We start from the raw sequence: 18,750 nt of genomic DNA on the forward strand, positions 1-18,750 counted from the left end.
CGAATCACACCTTAAACCGGTCCACCACGCTTTCCAGCGCCACGGCCTGCTCTTCCATCGCCTTCGCCGCCGTCGACACGTCCGCCACCAGCGCGGCATTCTGCTGGGTGGCACCTTCAAGCTGACATACCGCCACGTTCACCTGCTCAATGCCGACGCTCTGCTCGCGGCTGGCGGTTTTGACCTGCTCCATCAGCGTAGACACGTCGTTAACCGACGTTACCAGCGCATTCATGGTTTCTCCGGCCTCCTGCACCAGACGGCTGCCATCCTGCACGCCCGTCACCGCGTCGTTAATCAGCTCGCGGATCTCCTTCGCCGAGCTGGCGGACCGCAGCGCCAGGCTCCGTACTTCTGCCGCCACCACGGCAAACCCCCGTCCCTGTTCGCCCGCACGTGCCGCTTCAACCGCCGCATTCAGCGCCAGGATATTGGTCTGATACGCGATACCGTCAATCACCCCGACGATGTCGGTTACGCGTAAGGAGGACGATTCAATGTGGCTCATCTTTTCGACGGCGGCAGTCATCAGCGCGGCCCCCTGCTGCGCCACGGTGGCCGCCTGCGTCGCCAGCCTGTCGGCTTGCGCCGCGTTGTCGGCGTTATTGCTCACGATACCGGCAATCTGCTCCATTGATGCCGCCGTTTGCGTCAGCGAGGCGGACTGCTCCTCGGTGCGCGACGAGAGCGCCACGTTGCCCTCGGCAATCTGATGGGAGGCCGCCGCAATCGTGCGCGTGCTCGTCCCCACCTGCTGCAACAGCCCCTGCAGATAGCGCATAAAGGTATTCACGTTGTCGGCGATGGCGTTCAGCTCGCGGGTGCGGCTCTGCGGCAGGCGCAGGGTCAGATCGGCCCCGCCCGCAGACAGGGCCACCAGACGGTCGCTCACGGTCTGGAGATTACGCATCATGACGCGCACGGTCAGAATCAGTACCACGCCCAGCAACAGCAGCAGCGGGATCTGCACCATCCCCAGGCGCAGCAGAATGGTGCGGGACTGCTGGCTCAGCAGGTTACTTTGGGTGTCGGTCGCCACAAACCACGGGCTACCGGCAATCGGCGAGAGAAAGATAGTGTGTTCGCCATCGTCGGCGTCATAGGTACGCTCGATGTAGCCACCGCTGCCCTGCGCCAGCATCTCCTGCAGAATGGCAATCTCATCTCCGGGCAGGTCGTTAATGTTTTTCAGCCCGGACATAGCTCCGGCGGCGCGGCTGTAGCCGATAATGTTGCCGTTGCCCTCAATAATCAGCACGCCGCCCTGCAGCGGCTCTGCTATCTCGCGGGCCAGCTGATTAAAGAAGCCCAGCGTCACGTCCAGCGTCGCCACGCCCCACGGTTCTCCGTCACGCCAGATGGGCATGGCGCAGTTGGTTCTCGGCTGTGGACTGGCAGCATCCATATAGGCCTCGGCCCAGGCGCACTGCCCTTTTGCCGCGTTCATCCCGGCCTTAAACCACGGCTGTTGCCAGTACGGTGGCGCACCGGGCTGGTTCCACGTGCTGTTCAGCTGCAGCTGGTTTTGATTGTTCCGGGCATAGAACGTGCTGTGTTTCTCGATTCCCGGTTCGCGCTTGCCCGGCAGCGGCCACACGCCGCCGCCAAAGAGGGTGCTGTCACCGTTCTGGTTCACCAGGGCGGGAAGCAGGCGGTCGATTTGCACGCTGTCGAGCCGGGCGACGGTTTCCGTCAACCCGCGCTGTTGCGCCTGTACCCGCGACATCAGCTGCGTCACGTCGGCGGTGTGTTCGTTAATTTGATAGTGCACGCGGCGGTACTCCTCTTTGAGCAGCGCGGGCGCAATAAAATGCATAACCACCCAGAGGGTGATGAGGGTCAGTAAGATAAAGAAAGCGGAGACCAGCAAAATGGCTCTGCTCTGAAGGGAAGAAAACATAACAGGAAATTCTCGTTGTTTATCCGCTGTTGCGGTGAATTAAGGTGTTTGCCACCGTATAAACTTCTTCAATCAGCACGCTGTTATTTTGCGTCACCGATGCGGCGCCGCTCTGCGCCTGCATCATCGCATCGTCAACCAGCGCCCGGAGCTCTTTCGACGAACGCGCGCAGCGGCTCGCCAGGTTGCGCGACTCCACGGCAAAAACGCCCTCCTCGTTATGCAGCGAATAGCTGTAGGCGCGGCTGGCCAGCTGCACCAGCGCGCCGCTGCTGTCGGCAATCTGCAGCGCGGCGTCGTGCAGGTGTTCATCGCCCGGATCACGCCCGTGGCGCTTTCGCTCAGCACCGCCAGCATATTGGCGTTCGCTTCAGGTACCCGCAGCAGACGTTCGTTCTCCTCAGCAACCGTACTGGCAGCCTGAGCGATCGCGATTACCTGCTCGCCGATCTCCTTCATCAGCGGCGGCAAGTGCGCCCCCTGCTCGGTTTTCAGCTGCGACGGGAGTTCTTCGTTGAGGCGGGAGAGGTGCAGGTTCAGGCTGCGCAGAAGGGTTAACGTGGAGACCAGCAGCAAGGCCGCCAGCGGCCACGGCTTATGCAACAGAATGCCGGGACGCTCCCCCAGACGTCGGGTAGGAACATCAATGGCCAGCAGCCACGGCCTGTCGGGAATGGGCATCACCACCAGCGTATGCTCGCCGCTGGCGCTGCGAAAATGAGTATGACGCAGACCGCCACCCGACTGGGCCAGCAGCGTGCGCAGCGGCACCGCCATCGGCAGGTCGGTGTCGTTGAGGGATTGCACCGTCGGCGCACCGGCGGCATCGCCGATGATGCGGCCAGTGTCGTCCACAATCCATGCCCGACCGCCAAGACGTTCGCCCGTCTCTTTGACCAGGGCGTTGAGAAATTGACGGCTGTTGCCCGTCTCGTCGGCAATATCCGTATCGCCAGGGGCGCTTTTGTCCAGCGCGAAGCTTTTGAGGGTGACCACGCTTTCGGTCATTGAGCGCTGCTGCGCTTCAACGCGATCGAGCTGCTCCCGCAGCTGGGTTGCCAGGGCATCCACCTGCGTGCGCAGGCGTTGCCCCTCCGTGCGAATAAACCACGGCATGACGCCCGCCTGCACCAGAATCACCAGGGTAATGAAAATAACGACCAGTATGACAATAAAAACCATGACATCAGCGCCTGTTCTTTTAACGGCAGCACAACGCTGCCTCTACAGGGCTATTTTATTATGCGGGGGTCGGGAAATATGCTCTTCAAACCGTTGATAACCGCGCACTTCTGTTAACCCTCAACAAAAACAATTTTGCGCATCTTCTGCCAGCGTTTGACCAGCCAGCCGTCGAGGCTGCATAGCGTGCCGCCCCAGGTCAACGGGAACAGGCACAGCACCATATAAAGGGTCTCAGGCAGATAAAACAGCCAGCTGAGCCATGAAATCAAATTAAGCCCGCGTGGAATGGTGTAAATGCCGATAGTTATCAGCGCCACGGTGCTGATGATCATCAGTACCAGCGCGCTAACGCGGCTGAACAGCCCCAGCGTCAGCAGCAGCCCCATGCTGCACTCCAGAAACGCGACGACCACCGCCATGACGACAGGAAATGGGATCCCCGCATCGTGCATCGTATCGACCATCAGCAGCTGGTTCTCCGGGACAAATAATTTATTAAACCCGGCGGTAAAGAAAAATACGCCCAATACCAGGCGGCAGATGAGTACGGGAAACATGGCCGGCATATCGGACGTATGCATAAAACGCTTCAGAGAGAACATCGGTCATCCTTGTAAAGAAAATAAATACTGTGTAATAAATTCAATAACCTGTCTTTTACTCAGTATAAATTCGCGGTCCTCGTTCGCAACCGCCTCGCCCTCAATGCCTGCATAATTAATAATTTTATTCAGATTAAAAATAATTAATTCGTAATAATAACAGCGTCTCATTATCAACGCCGCAGAAGCACCGCCGGCACCGCCAAAAATGTAACCATTTGGTTTTAAAATGATTAAAGTAAAACCGCACTAAACTCCACTTTTAATGTGGTTAATAACACCACGATTAATATCCTTAATAGCGTTAAGGTCGTTATTACGAAGTGGTTGCAAAAAAATGACGTAAGACATAAAAAGCATGTCGCTCTGGCTCCCGGCTAGCAATAACGTGCATTCATTACTATTAATTACATTAGCCAGAAGCGATACCCAATACACCAGAAGAATCAAATAACTATGCTAAACAATATCGCGATTGGATCGTCAGTGACGCTGGATATGCAGACCCGTACGCTTGCCCGTACGGATACGCAAGAGACCGTCACTCTTCCCCAAAGCGCATGTCTGTGCCTGGCCGCACTGGTGGAAGCGCAGGGTGAGGTGTTGTCCCAGGAACAGCTGATGGAGATCGGCTGGCGCAGCGCCGGAGTGGAGGTTACCGACAACAGCGTGCGGGTGATGATCACCAAGCTACGCCGCGCGTTCGCTCAGCTGAACCTGCAGGAAGCCATTACGCTCATCGCCGTGACGCGCAGCGGCTATCGTTTGATCGTCCGGGAAACCGCGAGCGAACTGCCGCCTGCGACACAGACGGAAACCCTCCCGCAGCAGACTCCTCCCGTGCAGGTCGATGCGCCAGAGGCTCCGCCAGCTGTCACCCCCGCCCCGCCCCGTGCCCGCAGCACGCTACTGCAAAAGAGCTGCGTCACGCTCAGCGGCGTGCTCGTGGGGCTGGTGATTGCGCTCCTCCTGCGCGGCATTTTCGATTTTAGCCCACAGCCGGTGCACTTTGTGCGCTGGAATGGCCCCGGCGTGCCGCCCGGCACCGAGGTGATGGTTCAGCAGGACAAGCAGTCGCAGACCGCCCTGATTGAGTCCACGCTGCAAACCTACACCCGCCATGTGCTGGCGCGCCGCACTGACGAGAAGCCCGCAGCGGTACTGTATGTCACGACGGGCTCGGAAAAGATGAGTAAATTCCAGGGGCTTATTGCCTGCCAACAACCCTTTAAGGATTCAGGGAATGACTGCGAATCGTTCTATTTTCGCCATTATTAAATCGCCGATCGCGCTGCTGTTTCTTGGCGGCGTGGTTATCGGGACCGGCGCCATGGCGCTGTACGGGTTATACACCTCGCCCTACAAGGCGGTCTGTATTGCCCCGACCTCGTATTACATTATCGAGGACGACAACAACGCGACGCTGGCGCGCGGCATCTACCGCTCCTACCGTGACGGCCTGTTTAACGGGCATACCACCTATATCGGCAGCATCAGCCACTTTAAAGACGGCAAACGCGACGGGCTTCCCAAAGCCGTAAACCGTGAAGTGCGTTACGACGTTGACGTGTCGGGCAAGCGGCTCCATCTCACCGTCACCAGCCAGCACCGCAAGCTCGGCGGCCAGAGCACCGATGAAGACGTGACCGATTATATTTTCCCGCAAATCAAACCGGGTGAAGTGGCGACCAGCACCGTCTACCTGCTGGACGACAAGGTGCTCGCCTCCGGCACGGAAACCGTCGCCCGTATTGCCTGCATGAACTGACGGTTACACCAGCGCCTGAATCAGCCCGGCAAGGGTATCAAACCCGGTAGCCATCAGGCGCTCAAAGAACGGTGCCAGCGTTTCGGCAATCAGAAACAGCGCCAGCATGCCGAAGGTCAGCGTCAGCGGGAAGCCAATCACGAAAATAGAGAGCTGCGGCGTCAGACGGTTTAGCAGCCCGAGGATAAAGTTGATGCACAGCAGCAGCGCAATCACCGGCAGCCCAAGCATCAGCCCCTGACTGAAGATCATCCCTGCGTGGGTCACCAGATACCTGAACCCGCCCGCGTGCAGCGGCGTGGCGTCAACCGGCAGCGTCTGGAAGGTGTCGGCCAGCAGCGCCAGCAGCCAGAGATGGCCGTTAAAAGCGAGGAACAGCAGCGTCACCAGCAGATTGAGAAAACGCGAGATCACCGGGCTGTTACCGGCGCCGGGGTCGAAGAAGGTGGCGAACGACAGCCCCATCTGCATCCCGATGATTTCACCGGACATGCGCACGGCGGCAAACAGCAGCTGTATCGTCAGCCCCATCGCCGCCCCGATAATCACCTGTTTTGCCAGCACCCATACCCCTTCCCAGGAGTAGAGACCGATCTGTGCGTCAGGCAACGTGCCGCCAATCAGGATGGCGATAAGCAGTGCCAGACCGGCGCGCAGCCGGACGCTGATCGCCTTCTCGCTGAAAAACGGCGCGACGTGCAGCAGCGCGGCAATGCGCACCATAATGAAAAAGGTGTGGCTGACCAGCCCGTAGAGCTGGTCGAGAGGAAGTCCGAAGGCCATCAGCCGATCACATAGGGAATACTGGCGAACACCGCGCGGGTGTATTCAATAAAGATTTTCATCATCCACGGACCAAGCGCGACCGCAACGCCAACAATCATCAGGATTTTCGGGATGAAGGTCATGGTCATTTCGTTGACCTGGGTGGCGGCCTGCAAAATACTGATGATGAGACCGGTGACCAGGGCGGCCACCAGCAGTGGGGCTGACACCATCAGTCCCACCTTGATCGCCTGCATGCCAATCACCATTACGCTTTCCGGGGTCATGGTCGTCTCCTAACTGTAAAAACTCTGGGCCAGCGACCCCACCAGCAGTTGCCAGCCGTCGACCAGCACAAACAGCATCAGCTTGAACGGCAGCGCAATGGTGGTGGGCGGCACCATCATCATCCCCAGCGCCATCAGAATACTGGCGACGACCAGATCGATAATCAGGAACGGAATAAAAATGGTAAAGCCAATCTGGAAGGCGGTTTTCAGCTCGCTGGTGATAAACGCCGGTACCAGAATGCTGAGCGGCACCTCGTCCGGCGAGGCGATATCAGGCGTTTTGGCGATACGCGCAAACATCGCCAGATCGCTTTCTCGGGTCTGGTCGAGCATAAAGGCACGCAGCGGCTTCACCCCTTCCGTCAGGGCCACCTCCATGGTGATTTTATTTTCCTGCAGCGGCTGCCAGGCTTTTTCGTAGATCTGGCTGAACACCGGTGACATGACGAAAAAGGTCAAAAACAGCGACAGCCCCACCAGCACCTGATTTGGCGGCGCAGTGGGCGTGCCCAGCGCGTTACGCATCAACCCCAGCACAATGATGATGCGGGTAAAGCCGGTCATCATCAGCAGTACGGCAGGGATAAAGGTAAACCCGCTCAGCAGGAGCAGGGTTTGCACCGGCAACGTCCAGCCCTCTTCCCCCGCCGGTTTGCCGAGGGTGATATCACCGTTGGCCGCCAGCGCACCGGCGGCAGGCAACATCAGGACGAGTGCCAGCAGCAGACGGCGGTTCACTGCCCACCTCCCGGACGATAGTTCTGGCGCAGCTTTTCCAGCATCAGCGGGAACGTCGCCGCAGGCGTAGAAGTTTGCGGGGCATCTTCCGGGCGCGACTGCGTCGCAAGACAGGTAATCTGTGACGCGGTGACGCCCAGCACCAGCCGCTGCTCGCCCACGTCAACCAGCACCAGGCGCTCGCGCGGGCCCAGCGACTGGCTCGCCACCAGGGTCATGTTGCCCTGGGCATCGTTCAGCCGACGCGCCAGCCCGCTGCGGCGGGCGGCCCAGGCCATCACCACCATCAGCAGGATAATCAGGGCCAGCGCGCCGGTGACCGTCATCAGCACCGAGCCAGTGGCCGGGAGGGAGTCAGTGGCGTTCATTAGCGGCTCAGGCGATGCATACGTTCAGACGGCGTAATGATGTCCGTGATGCGGATGCCGAACTTATCGGAGACCACCACCACTTCACCCTGCGCAATCAGATACCCGTTGATCAGGATATCCAGCGGTTCCCCTGCCAGACCGTCCAGCGACACCACCGAGCCCTGGCTCAGGCGCAGCAGCTCTTTGATGGTCATCTTGGTGCGCCCCAGCTCCACGGTCATTTTGACCGGGATATCAAGGATCAGGTTCATCTCGTCAGAAAATTGCGGTGCAGCCATGGTGTCGGTAATTCCCGCCGCGTGCTGTTCGCTCATTGCATCACCCCAGAGATTATCAATGGACTGATCGTCAGAACCCGATGAGGTGTTCATATCGCTCATGGGGAAATTACTCCTTGTTTAATGATAGTAATGAAGGCTGAATCATCTGCTCGACCTTCAGGGCATATTGATTGTTAACGGCACCGTAGCGGGCCGTGAAGACCGGTACGCCACCGACGCTTGCTTCGATAAACTCCTGCTTATCCAGCGCGATAATGTCGCCTTTCTTCATCTGCATCACGCGGGAAAGCCGGGTGCCGATATCCGCGAAGCGTGCCGTCAGCTCCAGCTCCGTTTCGCGCATCTGGCTGGCCAGCAGGCCGCGCCACTGGGTGTCTTCCTGCCGGGAGTTGTCCATCGGCGGGTTGCTCAGCAGCTCGCGCAGCGGTTCGATGGTGCTGAAGGGAATACAGATGTTGAACTCCCCGCGGTGCGAACCGATCTCCACCGAAAACGGCGTGGTGACCACCACATCGTTAGGTGATGAGGTAATGTTGGTGAACTTCACCTGAATTTCCGAACGGATGTACTCCGTTTTGATTTTATAGATTGAGCTCCAGGCAAATTCGTACGCCTCGCGCGCCATCGATAGCATGCGGTGGATCACCCGCTGTTCGGTGGGCGTAAATTCCCGACCGTCGGCCTTAGTCGGAAAACGCCCGTCGCCGCCAAACAGGTTGTCCACGGCCATAAACACCAGCCCCGGCGAAAAGGCCATCAGCGAGGTGCCGCGCAGCGGGTTAAGGTGCAGCAGGTTCAGGTTTGTCGGCACCGGCAGGTTGCGGGCAAACTCGTGATACGGCTGGATCTTAATATTCCCCGCCGTGATATCCGGGCTTCGGCGCAGCAGGTTAAACAGCCCCATACGGAACTGACGAGCAAAGCGTTCGTTAATAATTTCCAGCGAATGCAGACGCTCGCGGATCACCCGACGCTGCGTATGCGGATCGTAGGGTTTTATCCCGGCATCGGGTCGGCTGTTATGCAGATCGCTGCTGCTGTCAGCGTCAGCGTTAAGCAAGCGGTCGATCTCATCCTGTGATAAAAAGCTGTCAGCCATAATTATTACCGCAGAATAAATTCGTTAATAAGGACGTCGGTGACGCGAATAGACTGGTTAAACGCCAGCGGTTTATCCAGCTCGTTCTGAATATTAGTCATCAGACGGCGTTTCCCCTCATCGGTGGCTAATTCTTCATAGGTCTGATGGGTGAGCAACATAAATAAGCGGCTGCGATATTCCGGTAAATATTTTTCCAGAACGGCAAGCGATTTCTGCTCAGCCACCCGAATAGACAGGCCCAGGTACAATACGCGATCCGATTCATTCGCGGTCGGCTTCAGGCTCACGGTGAAGGTATTCATCGAGGCGTAAAGCGGCTCGACTTGCGCAGACTCAGACGCTGTTTTCGCTTCCCCTTCCACGACCTCTTGTGCCGGCTTCGCGAATTTCACTTCCCAGAACAGGTAGCCGGAAAACCCGCACGCCGCAACGGCAGTCAAAAACATGAACGTCATCAGAAGCGAGCGAGACCCTCCGCCGCTGGCGACCTTTTTATTTTTATTACTCATTGAACGTATACCTGATAAATAAGAGAGGGCAGCGTTCTACCCTCGTGTCAATATGGCGGACATTGTAGTCCATTTAATCATCCTGATAATCAGGCGATAAAATTTCATTCCTGAAGCTAATTCAGGACTTCAGGCAAAGGTATTAATTCCGTATATATTTCCCGGTGTGGTGGTTAATAACGTCGGCACACTCTCCTCCTCCGTCGTTAGCGTTTCCCCCTCCTGTTCGGCCTGTTCCTGGCCCGATGCGTTTTCGCCCTGCTCACCGGCGGCAAACGGCTGCCCGTCGGCGCTGACGTTCGCCTGACCGAGCTGAATACCCGACTCCGCCATCGCGGCGCGCAGCTGCGGCATGGCCTGCTCCATGGCGTGACGAACGTGGGCATGCTCGGTGACGATATGGATCTGCGCCTGATCCTGCTGCATGCGCAGGGAAATGTGCAGCGACCCAAGGTCTTCCGGGTGCAGGCGGATCTCTGCGCTGTGCAGCCCGTTGCGGCTGAAGAGCGCAATATGCTGGCTGACCGACTGCTTCCACTCCGGCGTTTCCGGCGGGTGATTGACGGTAACAACCTGCTGCGGCGCGTGCGCGACGCTGGTACGCACGGCGGCGGCCAGCGCCACGGCGCTGGCCGGGGTGGTTACGGACATCTCCGGCGCGGCGACGGGTTCACTCATAGACTGCGCCAGCAGCGGCGATGCTGACGCCGGTGATGTCTTCTCCGGCGCGCTCAGCGGCGACGGCGCTTTACCGTCCTGCGACAGCGGGTTTTCGCGCACGGCAGGCTTGCCAGGCGCCGTCTCCGTGCCCGTTACGCTGCGGGTGACCAGCTGCTGGAGCTGCCACTGCGGGCTTTCTTCCCCTTCGCCCTCGGTAATGACAACGCCCGTCAGCGCCTCCGCCAGCCCCGGCGGGGCCATCAGCAGCGCGTCAGCACTCTCGTCATCCCCTCCGGCGGTAACTTCCGTGAGCTGTCCCGGCAGCATACCGGCGGGCAGCATCGCCTCCGGCAGCGCCTGCGGATCCAGTCCGGTAAACAGCTGCGCCAGCTTGCCCTCCAGCGCCGGGCCAAAATCCTCGTCAGACAACAGCCCGGCTTTCGGTTTGCCCTGCGCTCCGCCACCCAGTAGCAGGGTAGCAATATCAATGTTCATAGCCTTTCTCTCTTTTGTCCGGCACGCTGAGCAAATTCATCCATCAGCTTTTGTTCATGTCGGCTCTGAACCAACGCCTGCGCCGTCGCCCGACGCTCAATCAGGGTTTCAAACGCGTTCAGGCGCTGCTTGTTCTGCACCCAGTTCTGTTTCACCTTGTCGACCGCCTGCTCGCAGGCGCTGACGTGTCCTTCCTGCTGTTTCACGACCTGCTTCAACGACAAAATAAACGACTGGTGATTCACCAGATCCGCTACCGACATGCCCTCGCCCATCATTCCCTGACGCAGGGAATGTTGGTACTCCTGTTCGTAGTGCTGCAGCTGTTCGCGCTGGGTGAGCGCCTGCTGAAGCTGCTGCTGCGCGCCGCCCAGCGCGCGGGTGGTCTGCGTTAACGTCTCCAGCGCCATGTCGCGCAGCCGGGCCATGGGGTTGTTTTTCATTACGCCTCCGGGTTAGTCCTTAATGTCCGGGAAGAGCCCGGATAGCGCACGAATGGCGTCGTCATAGCCGCTGCGCTCGTGGATCGCCTGATGGAGGAAGGCCTCCAGCGAAGGGTATTTGTCGATAGCCTGGTCCAGCATGGCGTCGCTTCCTTTGACGTATGCGCCCACGCTGACCAGATCGCGGTTGCGCTGATAAGCGGAAAGCAGCTGTTTGAAACGCTGCACCTTGCGGTACTGGGCGTGCGGGATAAGCTCGGTCATGGCGCGGCTGATCGAGGCTTCAATATCAATCGCCGGATAGTGGCCCGCCTCGGCAAGACGACGCGACAGGACGATGTGGCCGTCGAGGATCGCCCGCGCGGAATCGGCAATCGGATCCTGCTGGTCGTCCCCCTCCGTCAGAACGGTATAAAACGCGGTGATTGACCCACCGCCCTTCTCGCCGTTACCGGTCCGCTCCACCAGCGCAGGCAGGCGGGCAAAGACCGACGGCGGATAGCCTTTGGTCGCGGGCGGTTCGCCGATGGCCAGCGCCACTTCACGCTGCGCCATGGCGTAACGCGTCAGGGAGTCCATGATCAGCAGCACGTTGAGGCCGCGCTCGCGAAAATCTTCCGCGATGCGCGTCGCGTAAACGGCCCCCTGCATACGCAATATCGGCGAAACGTCAGCCGGGGCGGCAACCACTACCGCCCGCGCCAGCCCCTGCTCGCCGAGGATATTCTCGATAAAATCTTTTACCTCGCGGCCACGCTCGCCGATCAGCCCCACCACGATGACGTCAGCGGTGGTGAAGCGCGCCATCATGCCGAGCAGCACGCTTTTTCCAACGCCGGAACCGGCGAACAGGCCCATACGCTGCCCGCGCCCCACCGTCAGCAGGCCGTTAATGGCGCGCACGCCGACGTCAAGGACGGTTTTGATCGGGTCGCGGTGCAGCGGGTTAAGCGTCGGCGTAAAAAGCCCCGCCGCCGGTTTGCCCGGCGCGGGACGGCCATCCAGCGGTCGGCCCTGCGCATCCAGCACGCGGCCCAGCAGATGCGGGCCCACGGGCAGCTGTTTACCGGCGTGGCTGTCGGTTTGCAGGGCGTAAATGCGCGCCCCCGGCAGGATGCCGTCGACATGCTCCAGCGGCATCAGAAACAGCGTCTGGCCGTTGAAGCCCACCACTTCGCTCTCAACCGGAATTATTCCGTGTTCGGTCTGGCGTTCAACGATACACAGCGCGCCAATCGGCAGCTTCAGCCCCACGGCCTCCATCACGAGTCCCGTGGCGCGCGTCAGTTTGCCGTACTGGCGAAACTCGGGTACCCGGGTGAGTTTTTCCTCCACCCGGTCAAGGGCCGATAGCCACTGCTTTAGCTGCTGGCTCATTGCGAGAGCTCCTCGCGCGCCAGCTGGCACAGCGCCTGCCAGCGGGTTTCCATGCTGGCGTCCACCTCCACGTCCGGGGAGACCACCCGGCAGCCACCGGCGGCCAGGCTGGCGTCACGGTGCAGCTCCCAGCCCATCGCGGTGAGGGTTTCTCCCAGCGCCGCCTGCACGCCCGCAAAGTCGTCCGGGCTGACGTGAAGCTGGAGGGGGCCGTGCAGCAGCGCGTCCTGCTGCATCAGGCTGCGGATCCGGGTGACCAGGGCATGGTTGTCCGCCACGCGGGAGGTACCGTAGAGCTGCTGCACCGCCGTCAGCGAGAGCTGCACCAGACGAGCGGGGATCAGCCCTTCGAGGTTTTCCAGCCCCAGCTTAAAGTTGCTGACCCACCGTTCAGCCTCGCGCAGCAGCGCCTGCTGTTCCGCGCGCGCCTGTTCCACACCCTGGGCAAAACCCGCGTCGCGGCCCTCTTTCAGCCCCGCCTCATAGCCCTGCTTGCGGCCCTCTTCCTGTCCCTGCTGCTGCCCCTGGGCAAAGCCCTGCTGCTCCGCCTGCTTGCGCAGTCGCGCCAGTTCGGCTTTCAGCTGCGCCTCAGACTGGCCGTTTTCCAGCGTCGGCAGCGGGGTTTCCAGCGGCTCACCCAGCAGGTTTTCCGGCTTCCAGGCACGCCATCCTGCGGCGTTGTGTTCATCAAACGTAGGCATCGTCGCTGCCTCCAATCAGGATCTCGCCAGACTCGGCCAGGCGACGAACCACGTTGAGGATGTTCTTCTGTTCGGCTTCGACCTGCGAGAGACGCACCGGGCCGCGGGAGGCCAGATCGTCGGTCATCAGCTCGGCCTGACGACGGGACATATTGCGGAAGAACTTCATGCGCAGCGGCTCGTCGGCCCCTTTCAGCGCAACGATCAGCGTATCGCTCTCGATCTCCTGCAGCAGACGCTGGATGCTTCTGTCTTCCACATCCACCAGGTTTTCGAACAGGAACATCTCGTCGATAATTTTTTGCGCCAGCTCGCCGTCGAACTCGCGAACCGCCTCGATGGCCGCCTCTTCCTGCTGGGATTTCATCAGGTTGAGGATCTCGGCCGCCGGACGTACGCCACCCATCTTGCTGCGCTTGAGGTTCTGACCGTGCAGCAGGTTGTTCAGCACTTCCGTCAGCTCCTGCAGCGCGGCAGGCTGTACGCCGCCGAAAGTGGCGATACGCAGCATGATGTCGTTACGTTCGCGATCGTCGAATTTACCCAGCACGTCCGCCGCCTGGTTACGCTTGAGGTGCACCAGGATGGTGGCGATGATCTGCGGGTGCTCTTCGCGGATAAGGTCAAACACCGCCTGCGGATCCATAAAGTTGAGCGTTTCAATGCCGTTGGTGCCCTGATGGGTATCGAGCAGATCTTCCAGCAGCGAGGAGGCGCGCTCTTCGCCCAGCGCCTTGACCAGCACGCTGCGCAGATAGTCGTTGGTGTTGAGGCTGAGCGCCGCGTATTCGCTGGAGTCTTTCTTAAACTCCTCCAGCACCATCGCCATCTGATCGTGGGTAAAGCCCGCCATATTGACCATCGACCCGCTGATCTGCTTCACCTCGTGGGCGTTGAGGTGCTTGAACACCTCCGCCGCCAGGACATCTCCCAGCGTCAGCATGACGATGGCGCTTTTTTCTGAGGCATTCATTATTTAGGCTCCTTACTCATCCACTGGCGGATCACGAGGGCGATAACGCGTGGCTCCTGCTCTGCCAGCTCACGCAGCTGTTGGCTATTGACTTCCGTATCCACGCGCTGCTGGGCACGGTCGCGGTTGTTTTTCTCCGCAGCGCGTTTCCGGGCGGCAAGCTCTTCTTCTCGCGCCTCTTTTTCCATCTCAAGACGACGGATAGCGGTCTCCTGATGACGGATCCAGGCCGGCTGCACCAGCTTGCGCCACATGACCCAGGCGATAATCGCAATCACCAGGTAGCGGGCGATCGCCATCAGCAGGGCGTAGAAACGATCCTGTTCCCAGAACGGCGGTACTGGTGTTTCCACCACGCCGTTAAACGCGGAGTTGAGGATATTGACGCTGTCGCCGCGCGCGGCGTTATAGCCGATGGCCTCTTTGACCAGCGCGTTAATGCGGGTCAGTTCGGCCTCGCTAATCGGCCCCGGCTTCCCCTCTTCCCCCTGCGGCAGGTGGTTAATCACCACCGCCACCGACAGCTTCTGGATGCGTCCGGTATTGGATTTGGTATGGGTCAGGGTGCGATCCACTTCAAAATTGGTGGTCTCGTCGCTGCGGTTGTTGTACGGCTGTGCGGGCTCGCGGTTCGCCCCGTTGCCGGTGGTTTTCTCATTTTTGTCATCCGCCGGGGTGTTGAGCGGCTGGGTCAGCGGTGCGGTGGCCGGTGCGGGAGGCGTATTGCTCAATGCTCCCGGCACGCCGCCCGCGCCGCGGCGATTACCCTGTTCTGAGAGGCTCGCCTGACGGCTGCGGATCGCCATTTTTTCAGGGTCACTGTTAGGCTGATATTGCTCCTGGGTCTGCTCCTGCTCGGTGAAATCAATCTGCGCCGTCACCTGAGCGCGGATGTTTTCATCCCCCACCAGCGGGGCCAGAATGCGCTGAATGCGCTGCTGATAGTCGGTTTCAATTTCGTTGGTGTACTTCAGGTGTGCCGTCTGCAAACCGCGCAGACCGCTCTGGGTCAGCAGGTTGCCGCGCTGATCGACAATGGTCACGCTTTCGGCTGCCAGCCCGGTTACCGCACTGGAAATAAGATGGGTAATAGCCACCACCTGGCTGTCGTCAAGGGTACGCCCCTGCAGCAGATTGACGGTGACAGATGCGGTCGGTTTTTTCTGCTCGCGGACAAACATTGACGGCTTCGGCGTGGCAAGATGCACGCGCGCGCTCTGGATCGGCCCGAGATTTTCAATGGTGCGCGCCAGCTCGCCCTCCAGGGCACGCTGATAGTTCACCTGCTCGGTAAACTGGCTGACGCCAAACTTCTCCTGGTCGAGCAGTTCAAAGCCCACCGAACCGCCTTTCGGCAGCCCCTGCTGGGCCAGCTTCATGCGCACCTCATGCACCTGCGAAGCCGGTACCATAATAACGCCGCCCGGCGTGTCGATACGGTAAGGAACGTTGAGCTGCGACAGCTGCGCAACAATCGCGCCGCCTTCTTCATCACTGATATTGCTGAACAGCACCCGGTAGTCCGGCTCCTTTGCCCAGAACATTAACGCGATGATGACGGAAAGCGCCGCAGCGCCGCAAATCACCAGCAAAAGCTTTGGACTGCTGCGAAGTGAGGACAGTATTGATTTAATTCGCTCTGCCGGGTTGTTGGTTAAATCATTTAGTGTGGCACTCATGCCGTATTCCTGTATGAAATAGCACGCATCTGCGATGCGCGTCAGCTCACGAAATTCGCGAGAGTGATGTCGACGATTTCAAAAATATAAGAATTTTTCAGGCGGGCATTATCGTCTGAAAGGCGTTTTTTTTAAGGATAAATAAGCTCAAAGTTCTGACGGCTTATTGGGTTTTCTGAGGTTTTTATTCGCGTGTTAAGCTGTCGACGTTTAAAAGACAGGCAACTAACAGCGGTTTTTATCCCATTTACCAGGAATTGAACATGTCAGCAACATTAATGCGTGGCGTACTCGATCAAATACAGACTCAGGCGCAGCAGGTCAACGGCGCATCGAATCGCCTCCAGACCTCCCGCGGCGATACGCCCTCTTTTTCTGACGTTTTATTTAACAGTATTAATGAAATAAATAAAACCCAGGTCGAAGCGAAGAGCAAAACACAGCAGTGGATGTCCGGAAGCTCCGATATTGCCCTGAATGACGTCATGCTGGCGATGCAGAAGTCATCTATTTCATTCAGCTTTGGTATGCAGGCGCGAAATAAAATGATCGGCGCGTATCAGGAAATAATGAATACACCGGTTTAAGGTCTGCCTCAATTCTATGAGTGAAATTATCAGCACGTCTACACGCTTATCCCTGAATACGCTTTCTCTGACTGACGGCGAATTACAGCGTGTCGGGAAATTAATTTATAAGCGCGCCGGAATTGTCGTCAACGCGCAAAAGCGAGAGATGATTTTTAATCGTCTTTCCCGTCGCGTACGCACGCTGGGGCTTGCTTCGTTCAGCGAGTATATCGGCCTGCTTGAGTCGCACTCTGAGCACCCGGAATGGCAGAACTTTATTAACGCGCTGACGACCAACCTGACCTCCTTTTTCCGCGAGGCGTATCACTTCCCGATCCTCGCGGAACATGCGCGCCAGCGCGCCTCAGGCTACCGCGTCTGGTGTACCGCCGCCTCAACGGGTGAAGAGCCCTGCTCTATCGCCATGACGCTGCACGAACAGCTGGGCGCTTCGCTGACCGGACCGCGCATCTGGGCGTCGGATATCGACACCGAGGTGCTGGCAAAGGCGGAAGCAGGCGTTTACCGGTTGAGCGATCTGGACGCGCTGACGCTGGCGCAAAAGCGTCAATTTTTTCTACGCGGCACCGGCGACAACAGCGAGTGGGTAAAAGCCAGACGGGAGCTGCTGTCCGCCATTCACTATCAGCAGCTTAATCTGCTGGATGAGAAGTGGTCCGTGCCGGGGCCGTTTGACGCCATTTTCTGCCGCAACGTGATGATTTACTTCGACGCGCCGACGCAGCAGCGCCTGTTACAGCGCTTTGCGCGTCTGCTTAAGCCGGGCGGCCTTCTGTTTGTAGGTCATTCGGAACATTTTAACCACGCGCATATTCCGCTGCGCCTGCGCGGGCAGTCGGTCTATGAACTGACGGAGGCGACACGGTGAAGGCAATTCGTGTGCTGGCGGTCGATGATTCGGCTCTGATGCGTAACATGCTGAGCGCGGTAGTCAATCAGCAGCCTGATATGGAAATGGTCGGCACGGCGCCGGACGCGTTTATTGCCCGCGAGCTGATCAAACAGCTCAACCCGGACGTGCTGACCCTGGATATCGACATGCCGCGGATGGACGGGCTGGAGTTTCTCTCCCGACTGATGCGCCTGCGCCCGATGCCGGTCATCATGATCTCCTCCCTGACCACCCGTGGTTCAAAAGCCACGATGGCCGCGCTGGAGCATGGCGCGGTTGATTTTCTGCCCAAGCCGGAGCACCGCGGGGCAGAGAATATCGACAGCTGGAGCCAGCTGGTGGTGGAGAAGATCCGCGTCGCTGCTCGCGCCAGGCTGTCTCAGCACAGCCCTGCCGCCCGACCGGTTCTCGCCGGTATTCCCGTGCGTAAGCAGAGCATCATTGCCATTGGCTCGTCAACGGGCGGTACGGAGGCGCTGCGTCGGGTGTTGATGCCATTACCGGCCAGCACGCCGGGAATTGTTATCGCCCAGCACATGCCAGCCGGTTTTACCTACTCTTTCGCTCAGCGTCTCGACTCGCTGTGTCAGATTGCCGTGCGTGAAGCGCAGGATGGCGAGCCGGTGCTGCCGGGATGCGCTCTGATAGCGCCGGGTGACAGCCACATGGAAATCCTCGGCCAGGAGAACGGCTACCGGGTCCGGCTCAGCGATGCCCCACCGGTGAATCGCCATCGGCCTTCGGTAGACGTGCTGTTTGACTCCGTGGCGCGTCAGGCCAGCAAACACGCCAGCGCCGCCCTGCTGACCGGCATGGGCGCGGACGGCGCACGCGGCCTGCTGCACCTGCGTCAGACCGGGGCGTTTACCCTCGCGCAGAGCGAGGCCACCTGCGTGGTGTTCGGTATGCCGCGCGAAGCCATCGCGCTCGGCGCGGCGAAGAAGGTCGTCGATCTCGACGACATCAGCCAGTGCTTACTGGACAGTTTCCATAAACATAACTCATCCAAAACCGACTCACGTTCAGGAGATACCCCCCATGTCGGATAAAAATTTGCGTTTTCTGGTAGTGGACGATTTCGCCACCATGCGACGCATCGTACGAAACCTGCTGCAGGATCTGGGCTACAAGCACATTGACGAGGCCGAAGACGGTCAGGACGCGCTTAACAAACTGCGTGCCGGAGGCTTCGATTTCGTCGTCAGCGACTGGAATATGCCAAACGTCGACGGGCTGGAGCTGCTGAAAACCATCCGCTGCGATGCCACTCTGGCAAAACTGCCGGTGCTGATGGTGACCGCTGAAGCGAAGAAAGAGAACATCATCGCCGCTGCTCAGGCGGGTGCCAATGGTTACATCGTTAAGCCGTTCACCGCTGCCACGCTGGAAGAAAAGCTCGGCAAAATCTTTGAAAAACTCGGGTAACCCC

The 18,750-nt window shown here is 59.1% G+C and carries 22 protein-coding genes; 6 read left to right on the forward strand and 16 right to left on the reverse strand.

The features are described 5' to 3' along the window. Positions 1 to 4: 4 nt before the first annotated feature. The 3 genes from MX657_RS14450 to MX657_RS14460 all read right to left on the reverse strand — a co-directional run bounded on the left by MX657_RS14450 (position 5) and on the right by MX657_RS14460 (position 3,666). Positions 5 to 1,900, reverse strand: a complete 1,896-nt coding sequence (locus MX657_RS14450; RefSeq protein ID WP_346806036.1) for a methyl-accepting chemotaxis protein — start codon at positions 1,898 to 1,900, stop codon at positions 5 to 7. 123 nt (positions 1,901 to 2,023) lie between these two features. Next, on the reverse strand, positions 2,024 to 3,082 hold the full coding sequence (locus MX657_RS14455) for a methyl-accepting chemotaxis protein (RefSeq protein ID WP_346806037.1): 1,059 nt from the start codon (positions 3,080 to 3,082) through the stop codon (positions 2,024 to 2,026). A gap of 113 nt (positions 3,083 to 3,195) precedes the next feature. Next, a complete protein-coding gene (locus MX657_RS14460; protein WP_346806038.1) occupies positions 3,196 to 3,666 on the reverse strand; it encodes a DoxX family protein in 471 nt (156 codons plus the stop codon). Positions 3,667 to 4,143: 477 nt separating this feature from the next. Here MX657_RS14460 and MX657_RS14465 point away from each other — a divergent pair, with 477 nt between their 5' ends. Together MX657_RS14465 and MX657_RS14470 are read left to right on the forward strand one after the other, a co-directional pair. After that, positions 4,144 to 4,965 carry a winged helix-turn-helix domain-containing protein gene (locus tag MX657_RS14465; RefSeq protein WP_346806039.1) on the forward strand — a complete coding sequence of 274 codons (822 nt, stop codon included), beginning with the start codon at positions 4,144 to 4,146 and terminating at the stop codon, positions 4,963 to 4,965. Next, on the forward strand, positions 4,931 to 5,455 hold the full coding sequence (locus MX657_RS14470; protein ID WP_346806040.1) for a hypothetical protein: 525 nt from the start codon (positions 4,931 to 4,933) through the stop codon (positions 5,453 to 5,455). The genes MX657_RS14465 and MX657_RS14470 overlap by 35 nt, the downstream gene beginning before the upstream one ends. Before the next feature lie 3 nt (positions 5,456 to 5,458). On the opposite strand, the gene fliR is transcribed toward MX657_RS14470, so the two are convergent. The 13 genes from fliR to fliF all read right to left on the reverse strand — a co-directional run bounded on the left by fliR (position 5,459) and on the right by fliF (position 15,839). Continuing rightward, the gene (fliR, locus tag MX657_RS14475; protein ID WP_346806041.1) at positions 5,459 to 6,238 is read right to left on the reverse strand and encodes a flagellar biosynthetic protein FliR; all 780 of its coding nucleotides are present in this window, start codon (positions 6,236 to 6,238) and stop codon (positions 5,459 to 5,461) included. Next, positions 6,238 to 6,507: a flagellar biosynthesis protein FliQ gene (gene fliQ / locus MX657_RS14480; RefSeq protein ID WP_217478926.1), complete on the reverse strand. Its 270-nt coding sequence runs from the start codon at positions 6,505 to 6,507 to the stop codon at positions 6,238 to 6,240. Before fliQ ends, fliR begins: the two co-directional genes overlap by 1 nt. Before the next feature lie 9 nt (positions 6,508 to 6,516). After that, positions 6,517 to 7,215 (reverse strand): flagellar type III secretion system pore protein FliP, encoded by a 699-nt coding sequence (gene fliP / locus MX657_RS14485; RefSeq protein ID WP_080329720.1) that lies wholly within the window; start codon positions 7,213 to 7,215, stop codon positions 6,517 to 6,519. A 29-nt stretch (positions 7,216 to 7,244) separates the two neighbouring features. After that, positions 7,245 to 7,616 carry a flagellar biosynthetic protein FliO gene (gene fliO, locus MX657_RS14490; protein ID WP_346806042.1) on the reverse strand — a complete coding sequence of 124 codons (372 nt, stop codon included), beginning with the start codon at positions 7,614 to 7,616 and terminating at the stop codon, positions 7,245 to 7,247. Then, positions 7,616 to 7,999, reverse strand: a complete 384-nt coding sequence (gene fliN, locus MX657_RS14495) for a flagellar motor switch protein FliN (protein ID WP_041909256.1) — start codon at positions 7,997 to 7,999, stop codon at positions 7,616 to 7,618. The genes fliO and fliN overlap by 1 nt, the downstream gene beginning before the upstream one ends. A gap of 7 nt (positions 8,000 to 8,006) precedes the next feature. After that, on the reverse strand, positions 8,007 to 8,999 hold the full coding sequence (fliM, locus tag MX657_RS14500; RefSeq protein WP_252002121.1) for a flagellar motor switch protein FliM: 993 nt from the start codon (positions 8,997 to 8,999) through the stop codon (positions 8,007 to 8,009). Positions 9,000 to 9,004: 5 nt separating this feature from the next. Next, on the reverse strand, positions 9,005 to 9,511 hold the full coding sequence (locus tag MX657_RS14505; RefSeq protein ID WP_346806043.1) for a flagellar basal body-associated FliL family protein: 507 nt from the start codon (positions 9,509 to 9,511) through the stop codon (positions 9,005 to 9,007). Positions 9,512 to 9,640: 129 nt separating this feature from the next. Next, complete coding sequence (locus MX657_RS14510; RefSeq protein WP_346806044.1) at positions 9,641 to 10,666, reverse strand: flagellar hook-length control protein FliK; 1,026 nt, start codon at positions 10,664 to 10,666, stop codon at positions 9,641 to 9,643. Then, the gene (fliJ, locus tag MX657_RS14515; protein WP_346808561.1) at positions 10,663 to 11,094 is read right to left on the reverse strand and encodes a flagellar export protein FliJ; all 432 of its coding nucleotides are present in this window, start codon (positions 11,092 to 11,094) and stop codon (positions 10,663 to 10,665) included. Before fliJ ends, MX657_RS14510 begins: the two co-directional genes overlap by 4 nt. Positions 11,095 to 11,121: 27 nt before the next feature. Beyond that, a complete protein-coding gene (fliI, locus tag MX657_RS14520) occupies positions 11,122 to 12,486 on the reverse strand; it encodes a flagellar protein export ATPase FliI (protein WP_346806045.1) in 1,365 nt (454 codons plus the stop codon). Further along, positions 12,483 to 13,187 (reverse strand): flagellar assembly protein FliH, encoded by a 705-nt coding sequence (locus MX657_RS14525; RefSeq protein WP_346806046.1) that lies wholly within the window; start codon positions 13,185 to 13,187, stop codon positions 12,483 to 12,485. Before MX657_RS14525 ends, fliI begins: the two co-directional genes overlap by 4 nt. Further along, the gene (fliG, locus tag MX657_RS14530; RefSeq protein WP_217478934.1) at positions 13,174 to 14,160 is read right to left on the reverse strand and encodes a flagellar motor switch protein FliG; all 987 of its coding nucleotides are present in this window, start codon (positions 14,158 to 14,160) and stop codon (positions 13,174 to 13,176) included. The genes MX657_RS14525 and fliG overlap by 14 nt, the downstream gene beginning before the upstream one ends. After that, on the reverse strand, positions 14,160 to 15,839 hold the full coding sequence (fliF, locus tag MX657_RS14535; protein ID WP_346806047.1) for a flagellar basal-body MS-ring/collar protein FliF: 1,680 nt from the start codon (positions 15,837 to 15,839) through the stop codon (positions 14,160 to 14,162). Before fliF ends, fliG begins: the two co-directional genes overlap by 1 nt. A 263-nt stretch (positions 15,840 to 16,102) precedes the next feature. Between fliF and fliE the strand changes: the two genes are divergently transcribed. Genes fliE through cheY form a run of 4 tightly spaced genes read left to right on the forward strand, consistent with a single transcriptional unit; the run spans position 16,103 to position 18,746 of the window. Then, on the forward strand, positions 16,103 to 16,426 hold the full coding sequence (gene fliE, locus MX657_RS14540; protein ID WP_346806048.1) for a flagellar hook-basal body complex protein FliE: 324 nt from the start codon (positions 16,103 to 16,105) through the stop codon (positions 16,424 to 16,426). A 16-nt stretch (positions 16,427 to 16,442) separates the two neighbouring features. Continuing rightward, on the forward strand, positions 16,443 to 17,297 hold the full coding sequence (locus MX657_RS14545) for a CheR family methyltransferase (protein ID WP_346806049.1): 855 nt from the start codon (positions 16,443 to 16,445) through the stop codon (positions 17,295 to 17,297). Further along, the gene (locus MX657_RS14550) at positions 17,294 to 18,370 is read left to right on the forward strand and encodes a protein-glutamate methylesterase/protein-glutamine glutaminase (RefSeq protein ID WP_346806050.1); all 1,077 of its coding nucleotides are present in this window, start codon (positions 17,294 to 17,296) and stop codon (positions 18,368 to 18,370) included. The genes MX657_RS14545 and MX657_RS14550 overlap by 4 nt, the downstream gene beginning before the upstream one ends. Next, positions 18,360 to 18,746: a chemotaxis response regulator CheY gene (gene cheY / locus MX657_RS14555; RefSeq protein WP_080329603.1), complete on the forward strand. Its 387-nt coding sequence runs from the start codon at positions 18,360 to 18,362 to the stop codon at positions 18,744 to 18,746. Before MX657_RS14550 ends, cheY begins: the two co-directional genes overlap by 11 nt. Positions 18,747 to 18,750 lie beyond the last annotated feature (4 nt).

Origin of the sequence: Enterobacter chuandaensis, from assembly GCF_039718975.1 — a bacterium.
GTDB lineage: Bacteria > Pseudomonadota > Gammaproteobacteria > Enterobacterales > Enterobacteriaceae > Enterobacter > Enterobacter chuandaensis.

What these genes read in the sequence shown, in the direction of transcription:
- fliR (WP_346806041.1), bottom strand. Translation starts at nt 6,238, where the DNA reads ATGGCCTTCGGACTTCCTCTCGACCAGCTCTACGGGCTGGTCAGCCAC.
- fliE (WP_346806048.1), top strand. Translation starts at nt 16,103, where the DNA reads ATGTCAGCAACATTAATGCGTGGCGTACTCGATCAAATACAGACTCAG.
- fliG (WP_217478934.1), bottom strand. Translation starts at nt 14,160, where the DNA reads ATGAATGCCTCAGAAAAAAGCGCCATCGTCATGCTGACGCTGGGAGAT.
- MX657_RS14460 (WP_346806038.1), bottom strand. Translation starts at nt 3,666, where the DNA reads ATGCATACGTCCGATATGCCGGCCATGTTTCCCGTACTCATCTGCCGC.
- MX657_RS14525 (WP_346806046.1), bottom strand. Translation starts at nt 13,187, where the DNA reads ATGCCTACGTTTGATGAACACAACGCCGCAGGATGGCGTGCCTGGAAG.
- fliM (WP_252002121.1), bottom strand. Translation starts at nt 8,999, where the DNA reads ATGGCTGACAGCTTTTTATCACAGGATGAGATCGACCGCTTGCTTAAC.
- MX657_RS14450 (WP_346806036.1), bottom strand. Translation starts at nt 1,900, where the DNA reads ATGTTTTCTTCCCTTCAGAGCAGAGCCATTTTGCTGGTCTCCGCTTTC.
- fliN (WP_041909256.1), bottom strand. Translation starts at nt 7,999, where the DNA reads ATGAGCGATATGAACACCTCATCGGGTTCTGACGATCAGTCCATTGAT.
- MX657_RS14455 (WP_346806037.1), bottom strand. Translation starts at nt 3,082, where the DNA reads ATGGTTTTTATTGTCATACTGGTCGTTATTTTCATTACCCTGGTGATT.
- cheY (WP_080329603.1), top strand. Translation starts at nt 18,360, where the DNA reads ATGTCGGATAAAAATTTGCGTTTTCTGGTAGTGGACGATTTCGCCACC.
- MX657_RS14465 (WP_346806039.1), top strand. Translation starts at nt 4,144, where the DNA reads ATGCTAAACAATATCGCGATTGGATCGTCAGTGACGCTGGATATGCAG.
- MX657_RS14510 (WP_346806044.1), bottom strand. Translation starts at nt 10,666, where the DNA reads ATGAACATTGATATTGCTACCCTGCTACTGGGTGGCGGAGCGCAGGGC.
- MX657_RS14545 (WP_346806049.1), top strand. Translation starts at nt 16,443, where the DNA reads ATGAGTGAAATTATCAGCACGTCTACACGCTTATCCCTGAATACGCTT.
- fliO (WP_346806042.1), bottom strand. Translation starts at nt 7,616, where the DNA reads ATGAACGCCACTGACTCCCTCCCGGCCACTGGCTCGGTGCTGATGACG.
- fliI (WP_346806045.1), bottom strand. Translation starts at nt 12,486, where the DNA reads ATGAGCCAGCAGCTAAAGCAGTGGCTATCGGCCCTTGACCGGGTGGAG.
- fliQ (WP_217478926.1), bottom strand. Translation starts at nt 6,507, where the DNA reads ATGACCCCGGAAAGCGTAATGGTGATTGGCATGCAGGCGATCAAGGTG.
- fliF (WP_346806047.1), bottom strand. Translation starts at nt 15,839, where the DNA reads ATGAGTGCCACACTAAATGATTTAACCAACAACCCGGCAGAGCGAATT.
- fliP (WP_080329720.1), bottom strand. Translation starts at nt 7,215, where the DNA reads ATGTTGCCTGCCGCCGGTGCGCTGGCGGCCAACGGTGATATCACCCTC.
- MX657_RS14470 (WP_346806040.1), top strand. Translation starts at nt 4,931, where the DNA reads ATGACTGCGAATCGTTCTATTTTCGCCATTATTAAATCGCCGATCGCG.
- MX657_RS14505 (WP_346806043.1), bottom strand. Translation starts at nt 9,511, where the DNA reads ATGAGTAATAAAAATAAAAAGGTCGCCAGCGGCGGAGGGTCTCGCTCG.
- fliJ (WP_346808561.1), bottom strand. Translation starts at nt 11,094, where the DNA reads ATGGCCCGGCTGCGCGACATGGCGCTGGAGACGTTAACGCAGACCACC.